Below are 17,766 nucleotides of genomic sequence, written 5' to 3'. Positions count from 1 at the left end.
TAATCGTTGAATATCAACCAATCGTTCTCCGCTTCGCTCCGCATATTGCAGCCAAGTTTGCTCCGCACTTCGCTGCAATCCGCACCGTCTAAAGCCCCTTACGTTTCATTCGCTCAATTCCACTCACTTCCTCACTGCATCAAGCACTTGCCCAAACCGATACCCATAAACAAAAAGATGCGCCACCCCTGCTGAAATCAGTAGGCGTCACTCGCACTCGTGACCTCGTGCTTCCTTCTGCCACCACCCTCGCTCCACTCGCAACGGCTCGCGCCTCTTCACTCCGCAACAAAAAAACACTCCACTTCGTTCCGCAGTTTTTTTATTGCTCCGTTCCGGATAACCTGTTTTTCCGGCAGGCGAAGAACCCGATAATCAACCGGCAGGTCGTTCAGGTATATCCGACGCAGTATAGTGAACCGAACCTTTTCAATAGAAAAACCAGGTTGCTTCGCTCCCCCGGTTTTTGAATTGAACCTTTGAGGATAAATATTTTATCCTCAAAAATTCGATATTCTTTTAGTCCTTTTTTCGGATTTCCGAAAAAAAAGACTAAACTTGCACGGTTATTACTATTTTAAATGCATTATGTGTGATATTGAAACGATAAATCCATACGAAGAACCTCTAACAAAATATTTTGAGACAATAATTGATTTTATTCATACTTATAATAGACTAAATAAAATTCTCTTGAAAGACGCTCAAAAATATTCCCAAGAAGGCTCTATATATGATGCTACGTCTGCTTTAGTAATTAGTGATTGGACAGGTTCCACTGATAACGGATGGAAAATTAATTATTACACGGGTACAATAAAAGAAGTGAATAAGAAAAACTATCCTGATGAAATAAGCAAAATACTCTCCAGGGAGTTTGGAATGGCATATGCTCAATGTTTTGAAGCGTTCGAAACATTATTAAAGGATTTGATTTACATCAAAATTCAGAATGATCACAATTTCAAAAACTTATTGCCAAATAATGACTATTCAAGACAATCTATAAAAGGAGGAACCGACTTATTTAAATTAGTGAGAAAAGCTGGAGGTGAGAGATTTAGAAAGTATTCTAAAGAGAATAATTGTAAATTCAGGTTTAAAGAAATGTTCACCATTATATCCGAAATAAGGCATGCAATTACACACTCAAAAGGAGTTCTTGCAACGGCAAAAATTCCAAACGACAACTATTACAAGGCTCTTTTCAAATACTTAATGCCTTTTAATGATCTTGAAGGAGAAAAAATACTTTTGAAATTTGAATATGATATGTTTTATAATCTTCTTATTTATTTGTCAGAGTTTGGTTATCAGATATTTAAGATATTAAGCGAAGAAGATAATTACGAGTGTAAAATACTGTAAATAAATTCTTACTTAAAAATGACACTACACGAAGCCATAGAAAAGCTTTTACGACGGACAGGACTACCTATGACAACCCTGCAAATAGCACAGGAGCTGAATAATAATGGTTGGTATCAAAAAAGGGATAAATCACCAATTCATGAATCGCAAATTCGTATTAGGGCATATAATTATTCTAAGATTTTTCACTTGCATCGTTCAATTGTCTCACTTAAAAAACAATCTTCAAATGAAGCAATAGGGAAGGTTACAATATTATCCGATAATACTAACAAGAGGCAAAAGTGTACTCTCCTTCAAAAAACTAATCAATGTATAACGAGAATCTAAAATTCCGTTAGACATTTGTTAGAGTTCCGTTATGTTTTTTATTTCGTCCCACCTTAGGTCTGTATAACTTGCTTTTAATCATAGATAAAATGGAATAAAGAAAATAAAAATCAATAAATTCGGTAGTGTGAAAAAAAATAGTTAAACTTGCAATTGACATTATTATGCTTTAGAAACATATCAGTTCATATTATCAGATTATTATTAAATCAAGTAGAGAAGCATGACAATTAAAGAAGCTGTTTTAAAGAGTCTGGAAGATATCAATGGTGTAACAAATTATTGGGCTGTTTTCGAGCATATCATTAGCAATAATTATTATGATTTTGGTGAAGCGAAAACTCCCGGATCCACAGTATCCGCAATATTGGGGGATTTTATTAGAAATGGAGATACCAGAGTAAAAAGAATTAAGCAAGGAAGTACATATTCATATTACCTGACAAAAAATGAGCAAAACATTGGTCTGGAGATATTGAGCGGAGAAACAGAACCTTTAGTAACCGGCAAAACTAAGGCAAGGAAGACCAAAACCTATGAAGAGAGAACTTTACATAAGCTTTTGAGTAGTTTCCTGAAGAATATCGATACCTATTCAAAAACCATTTTTCATGAACATTCTAATGGGAAAGACAGCAACCAGATTTGGACTCATCCAGATATGGTTGGTATTAAATTCTTGAATTTACAGACAAAAGCCAGTCAAAACTTCTTAAAATCAATCAATCGGGTTGACACTTTCAAATTGAGTTCATATGAACTCAAAAAAGAAATTAACAGCGATAGCGAACTGAAAAAAGCGTATTTCCAGGCAGTATCAAATTCAAGCTGGGCAAATTATGGTTATCTCGTCGCTTTTGAATTTAGTGATAACCTGTATGAAGAAATGGAAAGGCTGAATCAGTCTTTCGGAATAGGTATAATTGAGCTTAATGCCAATCCCTATCAAAGTAAAATCCTTTTTCCGGCAAGTTATAGGGATCTGGATTTTAAAACGATTGATAAACTCTGTAAGATGAACAACGAATTTGAAAATTTCATCGTGCAGGTTGAAAAACTGATGACCGCAAGTGAAAAATATCTTATGGGGGCAGAAAAGGAACTTGATGAATTTTGCGACACCTACTTTGCCAATGACACAGAGGTTGAAAATTATTGTACTGAAAACCATATTCCTATAACAATTGAATAAAAAAACATTCATAGGATTGCATCCAAAGAAGTAACACTGAAATTAAAACAACATTAAAATGAATAAGGCAATCTCAATATTTCTGTCAGCCATTATCCTGATGGCATGTTCCAAATCGGATGAAGACGTTCCTTCCGGAGATGAGGATAATCGTATTGTCAAAACCACGATAACTGGTAAAATCGAAAAGGGTCCTTTCCTTACAGGCTCAAAGATTACACTGTACGAATTGGATAAAGAGTTAAAACAAACAGGAAAGAATATATTTAAGACAGAAACAACGAATGATAATGGTGATTTTGTTTTTGACAGTAAAATGGAACTACTGAGTCAGTTTGTCGAATTGGAGATATCCGGATATTTTTTTAACGAAGTTACAGGTATAAGATCTTCCTCACAAATCACGCTTAACGTTCTCGCAGATGTTTCCGGTAAAGACAAGGTCAATGTGAATATCCTCACGCATTTGGTCTATAAAAGAATTAAAAACTTGATCTCTGAGGGGTTAAGTTTTCCTGTTGCGCAAAAACAGGCGCATAAAGAACTTCTAAACGTTTTTTATATCGCCAATGAAGTCAAAAATTCCGATGACATCGGGTTAACAGACGGAAATGATGATGCAGCGGTACTGCTTGCGATATCGGCAATTCTATTGCATGACAAAAGGGAAGCTGAGTTTTCAGAATTCATTGCTAAACTGAGTAATGACTTTGCGGATGACGGTACAATTTCGGATAGTGACTTGATGGGGAAAATTCATCTGGGTCAGCAAAATGTGAACTCAATTAAAGTGATGGATAATCTGAAATCCTATTTTTCTGAACAAGGTAAAACAATAGAGGTTCAGAATATTCGCAAATTTATCGATGGTAATGGAGATGGTATATTGGATGATAAAGACGCAAATCTAGACCGTAACCCGAATGAGTCGATAACGGAGGATGAGATTTTTAAAAATGAGGAAGTATTTAAACAAGCCTTAACCGGATCCTACGATAAGGTTCGTGGCTATTTTGAGAGAATGCTTGTGCTGGATGCAGTTCGATGTAATTTAATCGATTATAGTATAGATATTTCTTCTGACAATACTATTTTAAAAGACGCCTGGGCCCAAGCATATCAAGCTATTCATAGGTTAAATCAAATCATTGAACATTCCCAGGATGATGCAAACCAATACGCAAAACCATACCATTTTACCTCACGGGTATTGCGTGCTTTGCTCTATTTGGACATGGTTCAGCATTGGGGTGATGTACCTTTCATTACAAAGCCATTGACAATGGAAGAGATATTTGTACCCAGAACTGACAAAGTTCAAATATTCAATTCTTTATTAATCGATCTGGACGAATCGATGCCTTATTTAGAAGAAGATACGGAACATAATCAGATGTTTGTTTCACAAGATCTGGCAATCGCATTGATTGCAGCCATCCAATTGGAACGTAAAGATTATAGTACCGCAGCAACATATTTCGAAAAAATAATCAATAAAGGGAATAAAATATCTTTGGATAATACTGTCTACTCTGACATAAATAATAACGAAGCATTATTTACCCTGTTGTTTTCTGAAAGCGAAGATTATCAGCCTTTTCAGGTGTTTAGTCAACACTTGAAAAAAGGCAATTTGCATCCAATATACAGAAATACAGATGTATTTCTCAGCTATGCGGAGGCTCTGGTAGCTTTAAACAAAACATCAGAATCGTTAAGCTTATTGAATAAGGTCAGGGCTGCTGATAATATGGCTCCATTACAAGACTTTCCGTTAAAACCTGAACATGAAATAGCAGATCTATGGAAAAAATTCATTGGTTCGGATTACGGTTACTTTAGTCTCCTCAAACGATTAGGAATTGCAGTTGAACTTTTAGATATTCAAAGTTATCATCAGTTATATCCTATTCCGCTAACTGAATTAATGATGAATCCAAATATAACGCAGAATCCGGGATATTAAAATATATTTATACCTCAATTTAAGACAGAGATACTTATCCCCGCCCAATCTCTCATAAATACGCACACCGCAAAGGTACGGTGGCTTTTGTGTAATCTTGCAAGGTCGAGCCCTTCGGGTTTTCGATGGAATCTCCAATTCCGCCGGGGCGGAAATAGTATTCCACCGAAAAACCTTGCCGATTACAAAGCCACCCTTTGCTATACGCTAAGTTTGTATTTAATCCATTCACTTATTTACTGATCCCCTATAACGCAAGACAAGGCATACGAAGGCACTCCATACCATGTTGTGAAGAATAAATTACTATACTATAATTTTATTCGTGGATAAGGTTATGGCCGTACCAAGTCCATACCAACTCCAAGTAATTTATGTTTAACATTTTAAAGAATACAGTTTTATGGGAACAATTAAACAAGGTATTTTAGGAGGTTTCTCCGGCAAGGTCGGAACGGTTGTCGGAGGAACGTGGAAAGGCATCCATTACATGCGAAGCCTTCCGTCCAGTGTGAGAAATCCCCGGACACCCGGGCAAGTGAAGCAGCGGACAAAATTCTCCATCACGATTGAGTTTCTGAAACCGCTCACCCCTTTCCTGCGGATAGGGTTCAAAAACTACGCCAACAGGCAGACAGCGTTCAATGCAGGGATGTCTTACAATGTAAACAACGCGGTAGATGGCGAGGTTCCCGATCTGGAGCTTGATTTTCCAAAAATCCTCGTCTCCCGGGGAAGTCTTCTGCCGGCAGAGAATGCCGCTGCAGTAGCTTCCGAAGGGAGCCTGAACTTCACATGGAATGACAACAGTGGAGTAGGGAACGCCTCTGCAGGAGACCTGGCAATGCCGCTGGTTTTCAACAGTGACAAAGGCGAATCCGTTTTCAGCACCGAAGCCGGTGAGCGCTCGGCCGGTTCTGCAACAATGAATATCCCCGACAGTTGGATGGGTGATACCGTGGAAATATACCTGGGGTTTATTTCCGAAGACGGTGTGATGGTGGCCAATAGCACCTATCTCGGTCAGCAGACAATAGCTTAAGCTATTGCTGCCCTTTCACATGGAACCGTTCCCTGCCGGAACGGTTCCATATCTACTATAATGTTTAACATACCACATACAACCACAAAATATTTTTGGTTATTGCCCTGATTGCATCGTGATATTTTTCTCAAACCGGCATCCCCAATAAAAGATTGAAAAGATGATTACCCTTCTCCAAATAAATTATGAATTACTCGCCATATTTTCGTCATTGGTAGGTGGAGGTGCGCTGGGTGGATTACTCTCGATAATCATCAACCGGAAAGAAAACAAGCGGATCAAAAAAAGTGAGGCTGTAAAGTCCGAAGCCGAAGCCAAGAAAGAAGATGTTTCGGCAGCCGTGGAAATGATGGGCTTATTGGAACGTACCGTCTCGCACATGGAACGGATGAACGACTACAACAAAACCAATTCGGAAGAACTGCTAAAACTACTTCGGGATAAGGACGATATCAACGAGAAGTTGAGGAGCGATATCAAACTACTACAGCTTCAAAGAACCGAAGATCATAGAAGGATCACCGGACTTGAAAAAGCATTCGACAGGGAGCTTCAATGGCGAAAAGATGGGGACTACCATTATTGCGGGGTTGAGGATTGCGACAAAAGACAACCCCCTCTGGGCACATTTAAACGTGAAACCCAACAAAAACAACAACAATGAATATCCAAATCTTTCTTCAGGAGATAAATACAAGTCTGTTCAACCGACGTATGAATGACAGCCAGCGAAAAGGCATCATTGTTAAGTTGACAGAATTTGGCAACCACCATATAACCGATACCCGATGGAGAGCATATATGCTTGCGACATCCTTCCATGAAACCGCCAGAACCATGCAACCGGTCGAGGAAATCGGAAAAGGCCGAGGCAAACCTTATGGTCAAAAACTGAAATATAACCGAAAACCCTATACATGGCCCGACAAAATCTACTACGGACGAGGCGATGTGCAATTAACCTGGTACGAAAACTACCTGAATATGGGGAGAATCCTCAACCTGCCGCTACTTGAACAGCCGGAGCTCGCCCTTCAGCCCGGCATATCCGCACGGATAATGATAGAAGGCATGACAAAAGGTATCTCCAACCGAGGCGATTTCACCGGTGTATCGCTCGAAAACTACTTCAACCCGTACACCGATGATCCCATACGTGCACGACGGATTGTGAATGGACTCGATCAAGCCAATAAAATAGCGGAATATCATTACAAGTTCCTGGACGCAATAAAAAAAGCATCATAAAAAACGGTATAAAAAAGTATCATCATGAGCAGATCAGCAAAACGTAGAATAATAGCTGCAGCTTTAGTAATTGCAATTCTGCAATTACTTGCAGGATGCAAATCCAATCAGGTAATCACAGAAAAAGTAGTCACGAAAATTGATAGTACTGCAATCTGGAACTTGGAGAAAGAAATCCATAAGAAAGAACTTCGGATCACCCTTCTCGAAACCGATTTAAAGCGGACAAAGGACGAAAATATCAATCTCCGGAATGAAGTATCGAAACATGAAATACATTACGATACAACCGCCCCGGTTGACACCTCAACCGGTCGGCCGCCTGTATCTGCAGAGATCATCACCATCAGCAAGAGTTGGATTGAAAAAACCATTAAGGAGTATGAAACCCTTATTCAGCAAGCATCAACTCAAAATGAAACTCTAACCACTGAAAACACCAACCTTCAGCTCACGGTAAAAACCCTGGTTGATGAGAACAAAGAGTTGAAGGAAAAAACCACCGCTGCCGGCAGCACAAAATTCAGGTTATTTTCCATCGGCCTAGTGGCCGGTATACTGTTGAGTTTGCTGATTTGCTTCGCAATTCGCAAGCTGCTCAACTAACGCTATAATGAATCTTCCGATCAACCACATTATCAGCCACGATAAAATTTTGACAATTTTAGATTGCTGTTTGCCGGTTACAGCTGTATTTACCAAAATTCAAAAAGGACACAGATATAAATCAAATTGTACAAAAACACACACGTTTAACCTCTATTTAAACAGCATTTAAGCGGCAAGCAAATTTGGTTACCTTAATTCTTGATCGAACTATTTCATAAAATAATTCACAGCCACAGATCCGAGTATACCCACCATAAGTGCTAAAAAGAATCCAACAAAAATATTATTTCTCAACTTTTTTTTATTTTCGTAGTATTGTTCTTGTTTTCCAATACAGAATATGGTTTGTGGATATAGCCAATAAAGGAAAGAAGGCACTAGTTTTGCAAGCACGAACCCAATCGCTGCAGAGAGAGCCGCTACTGTTGAAACATAATGATTAAGAGAAATTTTTTTTGAAAGAAATGCTATAAAAATAGCAATAATTATAAGAAAAATAACTACTGTGATAGAGAAAAATTGCGGGCTATTTAATATTGAATAAGAGGACTTAAAATTTAGTGAAAACTCATCAATTTTTTTTCACATAGTAGTCTAGCTCTTTGTTCGTTACATTTCTTATTTCATACTTAATAGAATAAGATGATTTACTTAAGTCTGATAGAGAAATTTCAAAATCAGGTAATAGATAGAAATCCTTTGCTACTTTGTTGGCATTGATTTCAATCTTAGTTATTTTCCTGAGTGGAGGGTTATCGTATTCTAAAATTTGGTTGATATCATCTGTATCATATATACTGCCATCCATAATATACATTTTATATCTAACCTGCTTAAATTCAGTGGATATGAATTTATTCAATGAGATTAGATCTCTGGATGTTACGGCTGTACTAAATTTAAACGTTTTTGTTATTTGCCCGACCATTTTTTTTATTTTTCTTCTTCGGCAAATATACAAACAACTTCTTGACTTTTAACAAAGAAAAAGTTTTAATTAAGTCGTCAATCAATAATTTTGTTTCTCTCACGTCATAATAAGATAGGAGCCTACAACCCCATATCGGGATTGTTTACGAAGATCGATTAAATCCGGAAGCCATAAGCGGAAACTTGCGTTTCACATCAGTGTCAAGGTTTAGGCGCAAATATAACAATTATTTGGATAAAAAAGAATAATCCAAAAACTATAGTTCAAATTTCTTTTATAGAGAATGCCACTACTTACACTCATTGTTTACCCAGCTACCACTTTACCCGCATTTATTGCCGAATATTTCTTTTTCGGGTTCAGCAATTTTGAATTCATCTCCCTTCTCTTTTTAGCCGTTAGGTTGACATATCCTGCTGTTACATCCTTCTTTGTACTGTGACCAATCATTTTCCTTACAACTATGGGGCTAATAAGTAACTCATTCGTCAAATGTGATACATAACTATTCCGTGTGTAGGAAGTTGATAAAAGGCGATCTAATTCAAGTTGGTTGGCAATTACTTTTAGCGATGAGTTGATCGGATCAAGTGTAAGATGGGCCACCTCTTTGATTTTGCGTTCATTTTTATAGTTGGTTTAATGCCATTCAGAAAGGGAAAGATATATGTTTCCTGGCTTTTATGCCTTGCCGGTTGATTATTCAACCATTGGTGGGAGCAACGGTGCATAATTATAAATAGGTTTTTCTCCTTATTGTCTTTTTCTTTGTACAAATTAAAAAAACCGGATAACCCCGGGTTCTTTAATTGAGAGGTGTATCACCTCTTATAATTACATTTACAATTCCAGATTTTAGAAAGTGGCCAAGTAAGCCGATAGGCTTTCCATATCGGAAAACTCTTTCATATTGGCATTTTCGGTTTTCCGAACTCTTTTATGGGTACGGCTTTCAGAAACAACCGACATCATTGAACCAACAATACCTTCCATGTTTATTAATACAACATTATTTCTGCTCTCATTGACTATGGTATATATTTCATCCGCAAAAGCACGGGAGATAAATTCCACACCATTAAAATCGAGCTCAACAACATCAGTACAATCAGCTATACCTTTTCGTATATGATCTGCATTCTTTCTGGAGCGAATATCTGAACCTATCAACTCCGCTATTCTTATAATCTTTTTCATAACCTTGCTTTTAGTATATAACTCATTCTATGAATGAGTTTATTTTTATTAGTTATATTGCAATAATACTGCATATATGCTAAAAATAATAAACCAAGTGTTTGATAAACCGTTTACTCTACTGCAGTAAAAAGCCTTCTAATTTTTCAATACTCCTTCTATGTTTAGCCGGATTGATTTTTTTCAATTTGCTAATATTCTGCATTTTCCATAGAACTGATGGAAAATGTAAATATTCCTGATATTCAGTATGTCGGGACAGTTCTTCCCCGGACTCGAAAGCAATTAAAAATTCTTTGTCCTGCAGGGTCAAATTTGAATTGATGAAATCGACCAATTTTTCCCGTGTTTCCTCATAATCATTATACGAAAACGGGATTTTGGTCATTCCGGCAAACTGCTTCACAAGCGTTTCCTGATGATCTACTCTATTTGGTTTGAGCGACTCAATAATGGGCCGGTCGCCACCCAGAAGGCAATAGAGAAAACCTCTTTTAATCTGGTCAAAGTTAGTGATGAAGTCGAACATCAGTTTCACATCAAACAAATCCCGTGGGTGTTGACGGTCGAGAGCTGCAGTAATTTTCCCGCCGTAGAGTTGAGAAAGTGAAACAATTCTTGCTTTGTTTGCCGTCTCGAATTCATCTTGTGCAGCATTACATAGTGGTCTTAACGAAGCCGGTTCAATTAACCCGCGTTTCGTTCCGCTCACCTCAACCTTGACCATTATATTTCTCCGTATACAGTAAATTTTATTCGGCTTTTCAGTGATGGCAATATCCGGGACAACCGTTTTGACTTTTTCCTTGATGATTGCAAGATCTTTATGGATGTCTGCAAACGACTCTTCCCGGGGTTTTATTGGTGTGTAAGTAACGTCTATATCAACGGAATACCGAGGGAGATCGAGAATATACAGGTTGATCGCCGTTCCACCATGAATGGCAAAACTCTCCACGTCCTCTAATGTCGGAATAATTCTTAGAAGTAATTCAACCTGTTGCCGGTACATTCTATTCATAATATACTAAATCTCTTGGTAAGGTTATCTGATATTTTGGATCATAAACGCCATTTTTTACATTTGAGCGTTTACCTTTACCCAGGTCTATCTTATCCAAATTCAAATCATTGAACCACGAATGCCCGGCTTTTTCTGCCATATAAAGAAATAACCGTTTCACCTTTACCGAAGTATCTTCCTCTAATAATTGCTGCAGTAAATTTGGCCTCAAACCGTTAAGCATTTCCATGATCTGGTACAAATCGGTAAGGTTGTAAAATTTTGGAGCAAGGTCTAAACTTTCCAGAAATGCCCTTTCAGGCAGGGAAACCGCCACCTCAAAATTGTTTTCATCGACTGTTGATATTCCTTTCCCGTTATATTCCGAGTATTTCTTTAGGATATCAACACCCCAGTCATATTCCGAAAGCCATTTTGGAAACCATTCACCCCGGGGGCAATATATTACTATTGTCTGCCGGCCAAGCGGAACGTAATGGGCCAATCCCCGCATTTCCAAAGCAGATACCGCCCCTATATGGAATTTCTTGCCTAACTGGCTATTGTAGCACGACAGGGCACTGAACAAGGTTGGTTCTTCACCTGTCCTGTACATCACGCCATCATCTATAGCCGTAAGCCATTGCGAATTACGGTAATGTCTCTGCAGGGAGTAGGATATTCCATTTTGATTTAACCACGAGGCAAAGTACAATGCCCCCGGTGGAAATCTCTGCAGTAAAGAGTTTATTTTTGTTTGTCCTGTTGTAGTCATACTGCAAATATACTAATAATATTAAACTATATGCGTTTGTATTAGAATTTTTATGATTATTCTCCATCGGCCTGATGGTTGGCATACTCTCGACTTTGCTGATTTGCTTCGCAATTCGCAAACTCAAATAAAAATGGATGAAGATCCTCTCCTTCGGAATGGATTATCATCCATGCCCTTTGTTCAAGATCACAATTTGTGATCTTGAAAGTTCTCCATTGTAACTTCAAACATAAAGTCATCACCTTCAAAGCGTTTTATATTGCACCTTACCGACTGTTTTAAAACGCTCGTCTCCACGCCGTACATTTCTGCCAAATCAAAATCCAGCATGACCTTTACGCCCATTATATCGTATATCTTAGGAGGATTATAAAAGGGATCCCATTAAACCTGTATTCGATTCAGAACCTTTATATGAAGACCATCCTCTGAATTTTGATGCTGCCTGTCAGAGACATTCCGTTGCTGCCGATGTAAGAAGAGCCCTCTACTGGAACCTTTTTGACGGAGTAGACCATACTTACGGGCATCATTCCATATGGCAGATGTACGATCCTGAAAAAGGAAGGAACCCCATCAATAATCCGTTGATGTCATGGCAGGAAGCGTTTGACCAGCCGGGAGTTTTTCAAATGGTTTATGGTAAAAAACTGATAGAGTCGCGTCCTTTCCTTACAAGAATACCCGATCCGTCAATTATAGTGAAGGATAAAATTCCGACTTCAGTTGCGGGGGAAGGGCGCTATCGGTTCGTGGCAACCTGCGATACGGATGGTACGTATGCGATGATTTACTGTCCTGTAGGGCATGCCTTTACCGTCGATATGAAAGTCATAAAGGGAACAAAAGTAAAAGCGTGGTGGTATAATCCGCGTAATGGTGAAACAACTCTTTTTGACACATTTGATAATGTGCAGGATGAAAGAACATTTATTTCGCCTGATAAAGGAGAATTAACCGACTGGATACTTGTACTGGATAATGCTGCTTTAAATTATCCTGTCCCTGGGAAAAAATGATCTTGACCGGCGGATATTATAGCCGGATTATATTATCTTTTCTTTGAAGGAGAATTTGGAACTCCTCCCTGTTTACTTTTTGTCAAAAAATCATTCGAAATATAGTTGAATATTACCGTATTTTTTGTTTATTTGCAAGTAAAACAGTGCAAAATAATAGTTGCTATGATTCGGGATTTGACTGAACTGCTCTGGAAAGCGAAAAGCCGGCCTGTAAGGAAAATGGTTGTAGCCGCCGCCGAGGATGAACATGTTTTACAAGCTATACAGGATGCCATAAAAGAGGAGATTATCGTTCCTGTGCTCGTTGGAGATAAAGAGAAGATTGATCAAATAGCACAGTCGGTTGGTATTCCCCTGGACGGCATCGAATTGATCGACAATCGGGAGGGAACAGCCGTTTCTGCCCGGATCGCCGCGGCACAAGTGAAAAGCGGCAAGGCGGATATCCTTATGAAAGGCTTCGTAAGCACGGGCGATCTCCTGAAAGCAGTACTGGACAAAGAGTCGGGTTTGCGTACCGATCAGTTGCTGAGCCATGTGGCTTTCTTTGAGTCACCCTATTACCCTAAGATATTCTGTGTGACCGATGTGGCGATGAACGTGGCTCCCGGACTGGAGGCAAAGGTGCAGATCATTCGGAATGCCGTGAAAGCATGCCACGGGATTGGGATTGAAAATCCCAAGGTGGCGGTGGCTGCCGCGGTCGAGACCGTAAATCCCAAAATGGAGGCGACGGTACATGCCGCTCTGTTGAAGGAAATGAACGGTAAGGGTTTGTTGGATGGGTGCATTGTCGACGGCCCTTTTGCCATTGATATTGCGGTGAACCCGGAGGCAGCCCGCCATAAGGGTATAGGGGGGGAGGTGGCCGGCGATTGTGACGTGATCCTCGCCCCCGACATAGAAGCGGGAAACATGTTTTACAAAGCTCTCAACTTTCTGGGTGGGGCTTCCTCTGCAGCCGTGGTGATGGGAGCTGCAGTGCCTGTCGTGCTGACTTCACGATCCGATGACGAAAGGAGTAAGTTGCTCTCTATCGCTTTGGCTACCCTGATCAATTGACGGAGTTTCCGGATACTGCCTGTTCAGTACTGAAGACAGGTGTGTAGTTGCCCAAATAAACAAAAATGACTTTAAACTGAAAAATAAAATATTCAAATGGCAGTAAATACGCGCATTTTAGTAATTAATCCTGGATCCACTTCTACAAAAATTGCTATCTTCCAACAGGAAAAAGTGATTTTCCTGAAGACGATCAAACATTCTCAGGAAGTGTTGAGCAAATTCAAACGGATCACAGACCAATTCGAGCACCGTAAAGAGGTGATTTATGAAGAACTGAAGAATGCCGATATACCGTTGGAGACCATTGACGCGGTGATTGGCCGCGGAGGCTTGGTGAAACCAATCGGTTCGGGCGTTTACCGGGTAAACGATGTAATGAAAAAAGATCTGCTGGAATGTAAACGCGGTGAACACGCCAGCAACCTTGGAGGATTGATCGCTGCAGACATTGCAAAGTTACTCCCCTCTGCCGAGGCTTTTATTGCCGATCCCGTGGTAGTGGATGAACTTGATCCGCTCGCCAGGTATTCGGGACATCCCGACTTTGAGAGGAATTCTATTTTCCATGCACTCAATCAGAAAGCGATAGCTCGCTCGCACGCCAACTCCATCATGAAAAAATATGAGGATATGAACCTGATCGTAGCCCATTTGGGAGGAGGTATTACGGTCGGTGCGCATCGCAAAGGAAGAGTTATAGATGTAAATCAGGGTCTGGATGGCGATGGTCCTTTTTCCCCGGAACGCTCGGGTTCACTGCCTGTAGGAGCCCTATTGAAAGCTGCATTTAGTGGTCAATACAGTTACGAAGAGATGTACTCGATGATCGTCGGTAAAGGTGGGATGATGGCATATCTGGGAACAAATGATGCCTATTTGGCCGAACGGGAAGCGAAAGATGGCGATGAAAAATGCAGGGAGGTACTGGAAGCAATGGCCTACCAGGTGGCGAAAGAGATAGGAGCTATGTCTACCGTATTGAAAGGTGAAGTCGATGCGATCTTGATCACCGGGGGAATTGCCAACAGTAAATGGTTCTGTAATCTTGTCATTGAGCGGGTTTATCGGATAGCGCCTGTACATGTTTATCCCGGACAGGATGAGATGGGTGCCCTGGCCGAGAACGCTCTTCTCGCACTTAACGGAGACATTGAAATAAAAGAATACCAATAGGTTTATATATATCGGTAGGTTTATACAGGACCCTCTCATCCGGAACTGAACAAATGTTTTAGTCGATGTATCTTTTTAATCCCGAGAATGATCTCGCATTGGCCAATTTCTCCCTTAATTATACACCGCCGGCATCCGCGATCCGAATGGCAGAGGAGTTGGCGGTTTTGCCCATCTGGTATGCCGGGGCGGATGCTGCGAGTGCCGGAAAAGATGGATTGGTTGGTGGAATAAGTACGGCGATTGATACAAAGGCGGTTGCCTGGGACACGGTGATGGCTGCAGGAAGTGCAGACACGTCAGAGAGTAGCGATACTAAAGTGATTGCCGCAGGAGAGTTGAACCGCTCATTCCTGGAGGCTGTAAAAAAGATCCTGCCTGTAGAGGCGTCACTTGTCTCATTTTCCGATATTGCATTATACCCACACCTGAAGATTGTTCCCTGGGGGTGGAACCCTGCATTGAGAAGAAAACTAATATCAGAGGGAGTATCACAAGGATTGTTGCCGTCACCGGAAGAATTAGTGTGTTTAAGAAGATATTCTAACCGGCAGTATGCCGTGGAAATATTGCAAGAATTGCGAGTTGAAGAGGAAGGCTTTTGTGGAGAGTCTCATTTTTTCACAGATACCGAAGAATTGTATGCCTGGTTGGAGGCTCTACCTGGGACTAAAGTGTTGAAAATGCCCCTTTCGGGTAGTGGCAAAGGGCTGATATGGATATTGGGAGGGATTACCGATAAGCAACGTGACTGGTGCCGGCGGGTTGTCCGGGAGCAGGGTGGAGTAGTGGCAGAGCCGGTACTGACTAAAGTACAGGATTTTGCAATGGAGTTTTACCTGCACGAAGGGACGGTGCGTTTTGTCGGCTATTCTATGTTCAGTGCTGCTGCCTCTGGTGCATACATGGGCAATGAACTGCTCAGCGATACCCGGATTGAGGAAAAACTTGGGAGCTATGTTTCGATAGAATTGTTACATAGGCTCAGAAACTCACTGTCTGAAAAGTTGTCGAGCCGCTTCCCGCTTTATACTGGCTACGCAGGAGTAGATATGATGGTGTGTGAAACATCCGCAGGTTATTGTATCCAACCCTGTGTGGAGATCAATATGCGAATGAATATGGGAATGGTAGCACATATCTTCCATGAACGATACATGTACCCCGATGCGGAGGGTCAATTTGTTGTGGATTATTTCAAGAAGCCGGAAGGTGCTTTATCCTTCCATGAGAAAATGCAACGGGAGTCCCCTTTAAAGGTAGAGAACGGAAAGATACTTTCCGGCTACCTGTCGTTGACTCCCGTTGCCAAAACTACCAGTTATATTGCCTATGTGATTGTCTTATGAAATTACAAATTACTAATTACCGATTCCATCTTCTCATTTCACTGAAATACTGATAAAAGAGAGGCAGGGTCCTGATGCCGTTATAGAACTGTTCCAACGGGAAATTCTCATTGGGTGAGTGGATAGCGTCTGATCCCAGTCCAAAACCCATCAATATCGATTTAATACCCAAGATATCTTCGAAAGTAGCAATGATAGGGATACTTCCACCGGAACGCACGGGGACGGGATCCTTTCCGTACACATCTTTCAATGCTTTCTCTGCTGCTTTGTATGCAGGAAGATCGATAGGACAGACATAGGATGGTCCGCCATGCAGGTATTCCACCTTTACCTTTACCGATTTCGGAGCGATAGACTCAAAATATTTCACAAACAGTTTTTCTATTTTCTTATGATCCTGATTGGGTACCAGACGGGTGCTGATCTTGGCATACGCTTTGGAAGGCAATACCGTTTTGGCACCTTCTCCGGTGTAACCACCCCAGATACCGCATACATCGAAGGTGGGACGGATGCCTGTACGTTCATTGGTGGTATATCCTTTTTCCCCGAACAATTCTTTCACTCCGACAGATTTCTTGTATTCCTGAATCGAGAAAGGAGCCTTGGCCATCATGGCACGCTCTTTTTTCGATACCTCCACCACGTCATCATAGAAGCCGGGAATGAGAATATGTCCCTCATCATCCATGGTCTGTGCGATCATTTTCGAGAGCACATTGATAGGATTCGCTACCGCTCCGCCGAACAGTCCTGAGTGAAGGTCTGCAGCCGGCCCCGTCACTTCAACCTGCCAATAGGCCAGACCTCGTAGTCCGGTGGTGATAGAAGGAACATCACGGGCGATCATCGAGGTATCCGAGACAAGGATTACATCAGCCTGCAACATTTTCTTATGTTTTTTGCAGAACTTGGGAAGATTAGGAGAACCTACCTCTTCTTCCCCTTCGATAAGGAATTTTACATTGCATCCCAGTTTCCCGGATTGTATCAGGTATTCGAAAGCTTTGGCGTGCATGAACGACTGTCCTTTGTCATCATCGGCACCCCGTGCCCATATCTTGCCATCTTTTACAACCGGTTCAAAAGGATCGGTTTTCCAGAGGTCGACCGGATCGACCGGCATCACGTCCATATGCCCGTATACCAATACGGTTGGTGCTTTCTTATCAATAATCTTTTCTCCATAGGTTACCGGATTTCCATCGGTCTCCATTACCTCCGCCTTGTCGGCGCCGGCTGCCAGCAGGATTTCTTTCCATTTTTCGGCGGCGCGGTACATATCGGGTTTATGCGCCGGGATGGATGAAATGGAAGGGATGCGGATCAGTTCGAAAAGTTCATCCAAAAAACGTTGTTTGTGTGTTTCTACGTACTTGTTGATTTCGTTCATCATATTGTTTTATTTTATAGTTTGATAATAAATAGTCTTATAGATTTTCTTGCATAGCCCCTATTACGAAGCGGTATTGCAAGGTGGTTGA

The 17,766-nt window shown here is 40.7% G+C and carries 16 protein-coding genes and 2 pseudogenes; 12 read left to right on the top strand and 6 right to left on the bottom strand.

Going from position 1 to position 17,766, the window contains the following annotated elements:
* The first annotated feature begins 588 nt into the window (after nt 1–588).
* From U2P89_RS03905 to U2P89_RS03870, 7 genes are all read left to right on the top strand, one after another.
* Nucleotides 589–1,368, top strand: coding sequence for a hypothetical protein (locus tag U2P89_RS03905; protein WP_322190691.1), 780 nt, complete (start codon nt 589–591; stop codon nt 1,366–1,368).
* Between the two features lie 556 nt (nt 1,369–1,924).
* Entirely contained in the window at nt 1,925–2,893 is a 969-nt protein-coding gene (locus tag U2P89_RS03895; protein WP_322190689.1) for a hypothetical protein, read from the top strand.
* 58 nt (nt 2,894–2,951) lie between these two features.
* Entirely contained in the window at nt 2,952–4,859 is a 1,908-nt protein-coding gene (locus U2P89_RS03890; protein WP_322190688.1) for a RagB/SusD family nutrient uptake outer membrane protein, read from the top strand.
* Between the two features lie 403 nt (nt 4,860–5,262).
* Nucleotides 5,263–5,901 (top strand): DUF6266 family protein, encoded by a 639-nt coding sequence (locus U2P89_RS03885; RefSeq protein ID WP_322190687.1) that lies wholly within the window; start codon nt 5,263–5,265, stop codon nt 5,899–5,901.
* A 163-nt stretch (nt 5,902–6,064) separates the two neighbouring features.
* Nucleotides 6,065–6,568: a hypothetical protein gene (locus U2P89_RS03880; RefSeq protein WP_322190686.1), complete on the top strand. Its 504-nt coding sequence runs from the start codon at nt 6,065–6,067 to the stop codon at nt 6,566–6,568.
* The gene (locus tag U2P89_RS03875; RefSeq protein WP_322190685.1) at nt 6,565–7,152 is read left to right on the top strand and encodes a hypothetical protein; all 588 of its coding nucleotides are present in this window, start codon (nt 6,565–6,567) and stop codon (nt 7,150–7,152) included. The genes U2P89_RS03880 and U2P89_RS03875 overlap by 4 nt, the downstream gene beginning before the upstream one ends.
* Nucleotides 7,153–7,176: 24 nt before the next feature.
* Nucleotides 7,177–7,758 (top strand): hypothetical protein, encoded by a 582-nt coding sequence (locus tag U2P89_RS03870; RefSeq protein WP_322190684.1) that lies wholly within the window; start codon nt 7,177–7,179, stop codon nt 7,756–7,758.
* Between the two features lie 574 nt (nt 7,759–8,332).
* On the opposite strand, the gene U2P89_RS03865 is transcribed toward U2P89_RS03870, so the two are convergent.
* The 5 genes and pseudogenes from U2P89_RS03865 to U2P89_RS03845 form a co-directional block, all read right to left on the bottom strand.
* Complete coding sequence (locus U2P89_RS03865; protein WP_322190683.1) at nt 8,333–8,569, bottom strand: hypothetical protein; 237 nt, start codon at nt 8,567–8,569, stop codon at nt 8,333–8,335.
* 978 nt (nt 8,570–9,547) lie between these two features.
* Entirely contained in the window at nt 9,548–9,889 is a 342-nt protein-coding gene (locus U2P89_RS03860; protein WP_322190682.1) for a hypothetical protein, read from the bottom strand.
* A gap of 118 nt (nt 9,890–10,007) precedes the next feature.
* Entirely contained in the window at nt 10,008–10,910 is a 903-nt protein-coding gene (locus tag U2P89_RS03855) for a nucleotidyl transferase AbiEii/AbiGii toxin family protein (RefSeq protein ID WP_322190681.1), read from the bottom strand.
* Nucleotides 10,903–11,667 (bottom strand): type IV toxin-antitoxin system AbiEi family antitoxin domain-containing protein, encoded by a 765-nt coding sequence (locus tag U2P89_RS03850; RefSeq protein ID WP_322190680.1) that lies wholly within the window; start codon nt 11,665–11,667, stop codon nt 10,903–10,905. The genes U2P89_RS03855 and U2P89_RS03850 overlap by 8 nt, the downstream gene beginning before the upstream one ends.
* Before the next feature lie 204 nt (nt 11,668–11,871).
* Nucleotides 11,872–12,015 (bottom strand): annotated as a pseudogene (locus U2P89_RS03845) (ORF6N domain-containing protein); the annotation flags it as partial.
* A gap of 32 nt (nt 12,016–12,047) precedes the next feature.
* Between U2P89_RS03845 and U2P89_RS03840 the strand changes: the two are divergent.
* The 5 genes and pseudogenes from U2P89_RS03840 to U2P89_RS03820 form a co-directional block, all read left to right on the top strand.
* Nucleotides 12,048–12,332, top strand: a pseudogene (locus U2P89_RS03840) (DUF4038 domain-containing protein); the annotation flags it as partial.
* Nucleotides 12,321–12,689 carry a putative collagen-binding domain-containing protein gene (locus tag U2P89_RS03835; protein WP_322190716.1) on the top strand — a complete coding sequence of 123 codons (369 nt, stop codon included), beginning with the start codon at nt 12,321–12,323 and terminating at the stop codon, nt 12,687–12,689. The pseudogene U2P89_RS03840 and the gene U2P89_RS03835, both read left to right, overlap by 12 nt.
* A 105-nt stretch (nt 12,690–12,794) precedes the next feature.
* Nucleotides 12,795–13,754 carry a bifunctional enoyl-CoA hydratase/phosphate acetyltransferase gene (locus tag U2P89_RS03830; RefSeq protein WP_322190679.1) on the top strand — a complete coding sequence of 320 codons (960 nt, stop codon included), beginning with the start codon at nt 12,795–12,797 and terminating at the stop codon, nt 13,752–13,754.
* Between the two features lie 96 nt (nt 13,755–13,850).
* Nucleotides 13,851–14,930, top strand: a complete 1,080-nt coding sequence (gene buk, locus U2P89_RS03825) for a butyrate kinase (RefSeq protein ID WP_322190678.1) — start codon at nt 13,851–13,853, stop codon at nt 14,928–14,930.
* Nucleotides 14,931–14,995: 65 nt separating this feature from the next.
* Nucleotides 14,996–16,279: a hypothetical protein gene (locus tag U2P89_RS03820; protein ID WP_322190677.1), complete on the top strand. Its 1,284-nt coding sequence runs from the start codon at nt 14,996–14,998 to the stop codon at nt 16,277–16,279.
* Between the two features lie 16 nt (nt 16,280–16,295).
* Here U2P89_RS03820 and U2P89_RS03815 read toward each other — a convergent pair whose 3' ends face one another.
* The gene (locus tag U2P89_RS03815) at nt 16,296–17,675 is read right to left on the bottom strand and encodes a dipeptidase (RefSeq protein ID WP_313380002.1); all 1,380 of its coding nucleotides are present in this window, start codon (nt 17,673–17,675) and stop codon (nt 16,296–16,298) included.
* Between the last annotated feature and the right edge of the window lie 91 nt (nt 17,676–17,766).

It is taken from the genome of Proteiniphilum sp. (genome assembly GCF_034331125.1).
GTDB lineage: Bacteria > Bacteroidota > Bacteroidia > Bacteroidales > Dysgonomonadaceae > Proteiniphilum > Proteiniphilum saccharofermentans.
The sequence above is the reverse complement of the archived record's forward strand: the minus strand, read 5'-3'. Positions and strand labels throughout refer to the sequence as shown.

Bases quoted from the DNA above. Each gene is read 5' to 3' on its own strand.
- U2P89_RS03905 (WP_322190691.1), top strand. From the start codon at position 589: ATGTGTGATATTGAAACGATAAATCCATACGAAGAACCTCTAACAAAA.
- U2P89_RS03895 (WP_322190689.1), top strand. From the start codon at position 1,925: ATGACAATTAAAGAAGCTGTTTTAAAGAGTCTGGAAGATATCAATGGT.
- U2P89_RS03890 (WP_322190688.1), top strand. From the start codon at position 2,952: ATGAATAAGGCAATCTCAATATTTCTGTCAGCCATTATCCTGATGGCA.
- U2P89_RS03885 (WP_322190687.1), top strand. From the start codon at position 5,263: ATGGGAACAATTAAACAAGGTATTTTAGGAGGTTTCTCCGGCAAGGTC.
- U2P89_RS03880 (WP_322190686.1), top strand. From the start codon at position 6,065: ATGATTACCCTTCTCCAAATAAATTATGAATTACTCGCCATATTTTCG.
- U2P89_RS03875 (WP_322190685.1), top strand. From the start codon at position 6,565: ATGAATATCCAAATCTTTCTTCAGGAGATAAATACAAGTCTGTTCAAC.
- U2P89_RS03870 (WP_322190684.1), top strand. From the start codon at position 7,177: ATGAGCAGATCAGCAAAACGTAGAATAATAGCTGCAGCTTTAGTAATT.
- U2P89_RS03865 (WP_322190683.1), bottom strand. From the start codon at position 8,569: ATGGATGGCAGTATATATGATACAGATGATATCAACCAAATTTTAGAA.
- U2P89_RS03860 (WP_322190682.1), bottom strand. From the start codon at position 9,889: ATGAAAAAGATTATAAGAATAGCGGAGTTGATAGGTTCAGATATTCGC.
- U2P89_RS03855 (WP_322190681.1), bottom strand. From the start codon at position 10,910: ATGAATAGAATGTACCGGCAACAGGTTGAATTACTTCTAAGAATTATT.
- U2P89_RS03850 (WP_322190680.1), bottom strand. From the start codon at position 11,667: ATGACTACAACAGGACAAACAAAAATAAACTCTTTACTGCAGAGATTT.
- buk (WP_322190678.1), top strand. From the start codon at position 13,851: ATGGCAGTAAATACGCGCATTTTAGTAATTAATCCTGGATCCACTTCT.
- U2P89_RS03820 (WP_322190677.1), top strand. From the start codon at position 14,996: ATGTATCTTTTTAATCCCGAGAATGATCTCGCATTGGCCAATTTCTCC.
- U2P89_RS03815 (WP_313380002.1), bottom strand. From the start codon at position 17,675: ATGAACGAAATCAACAAGTACGTAGAAACACACAAACAACGTTTTTTG.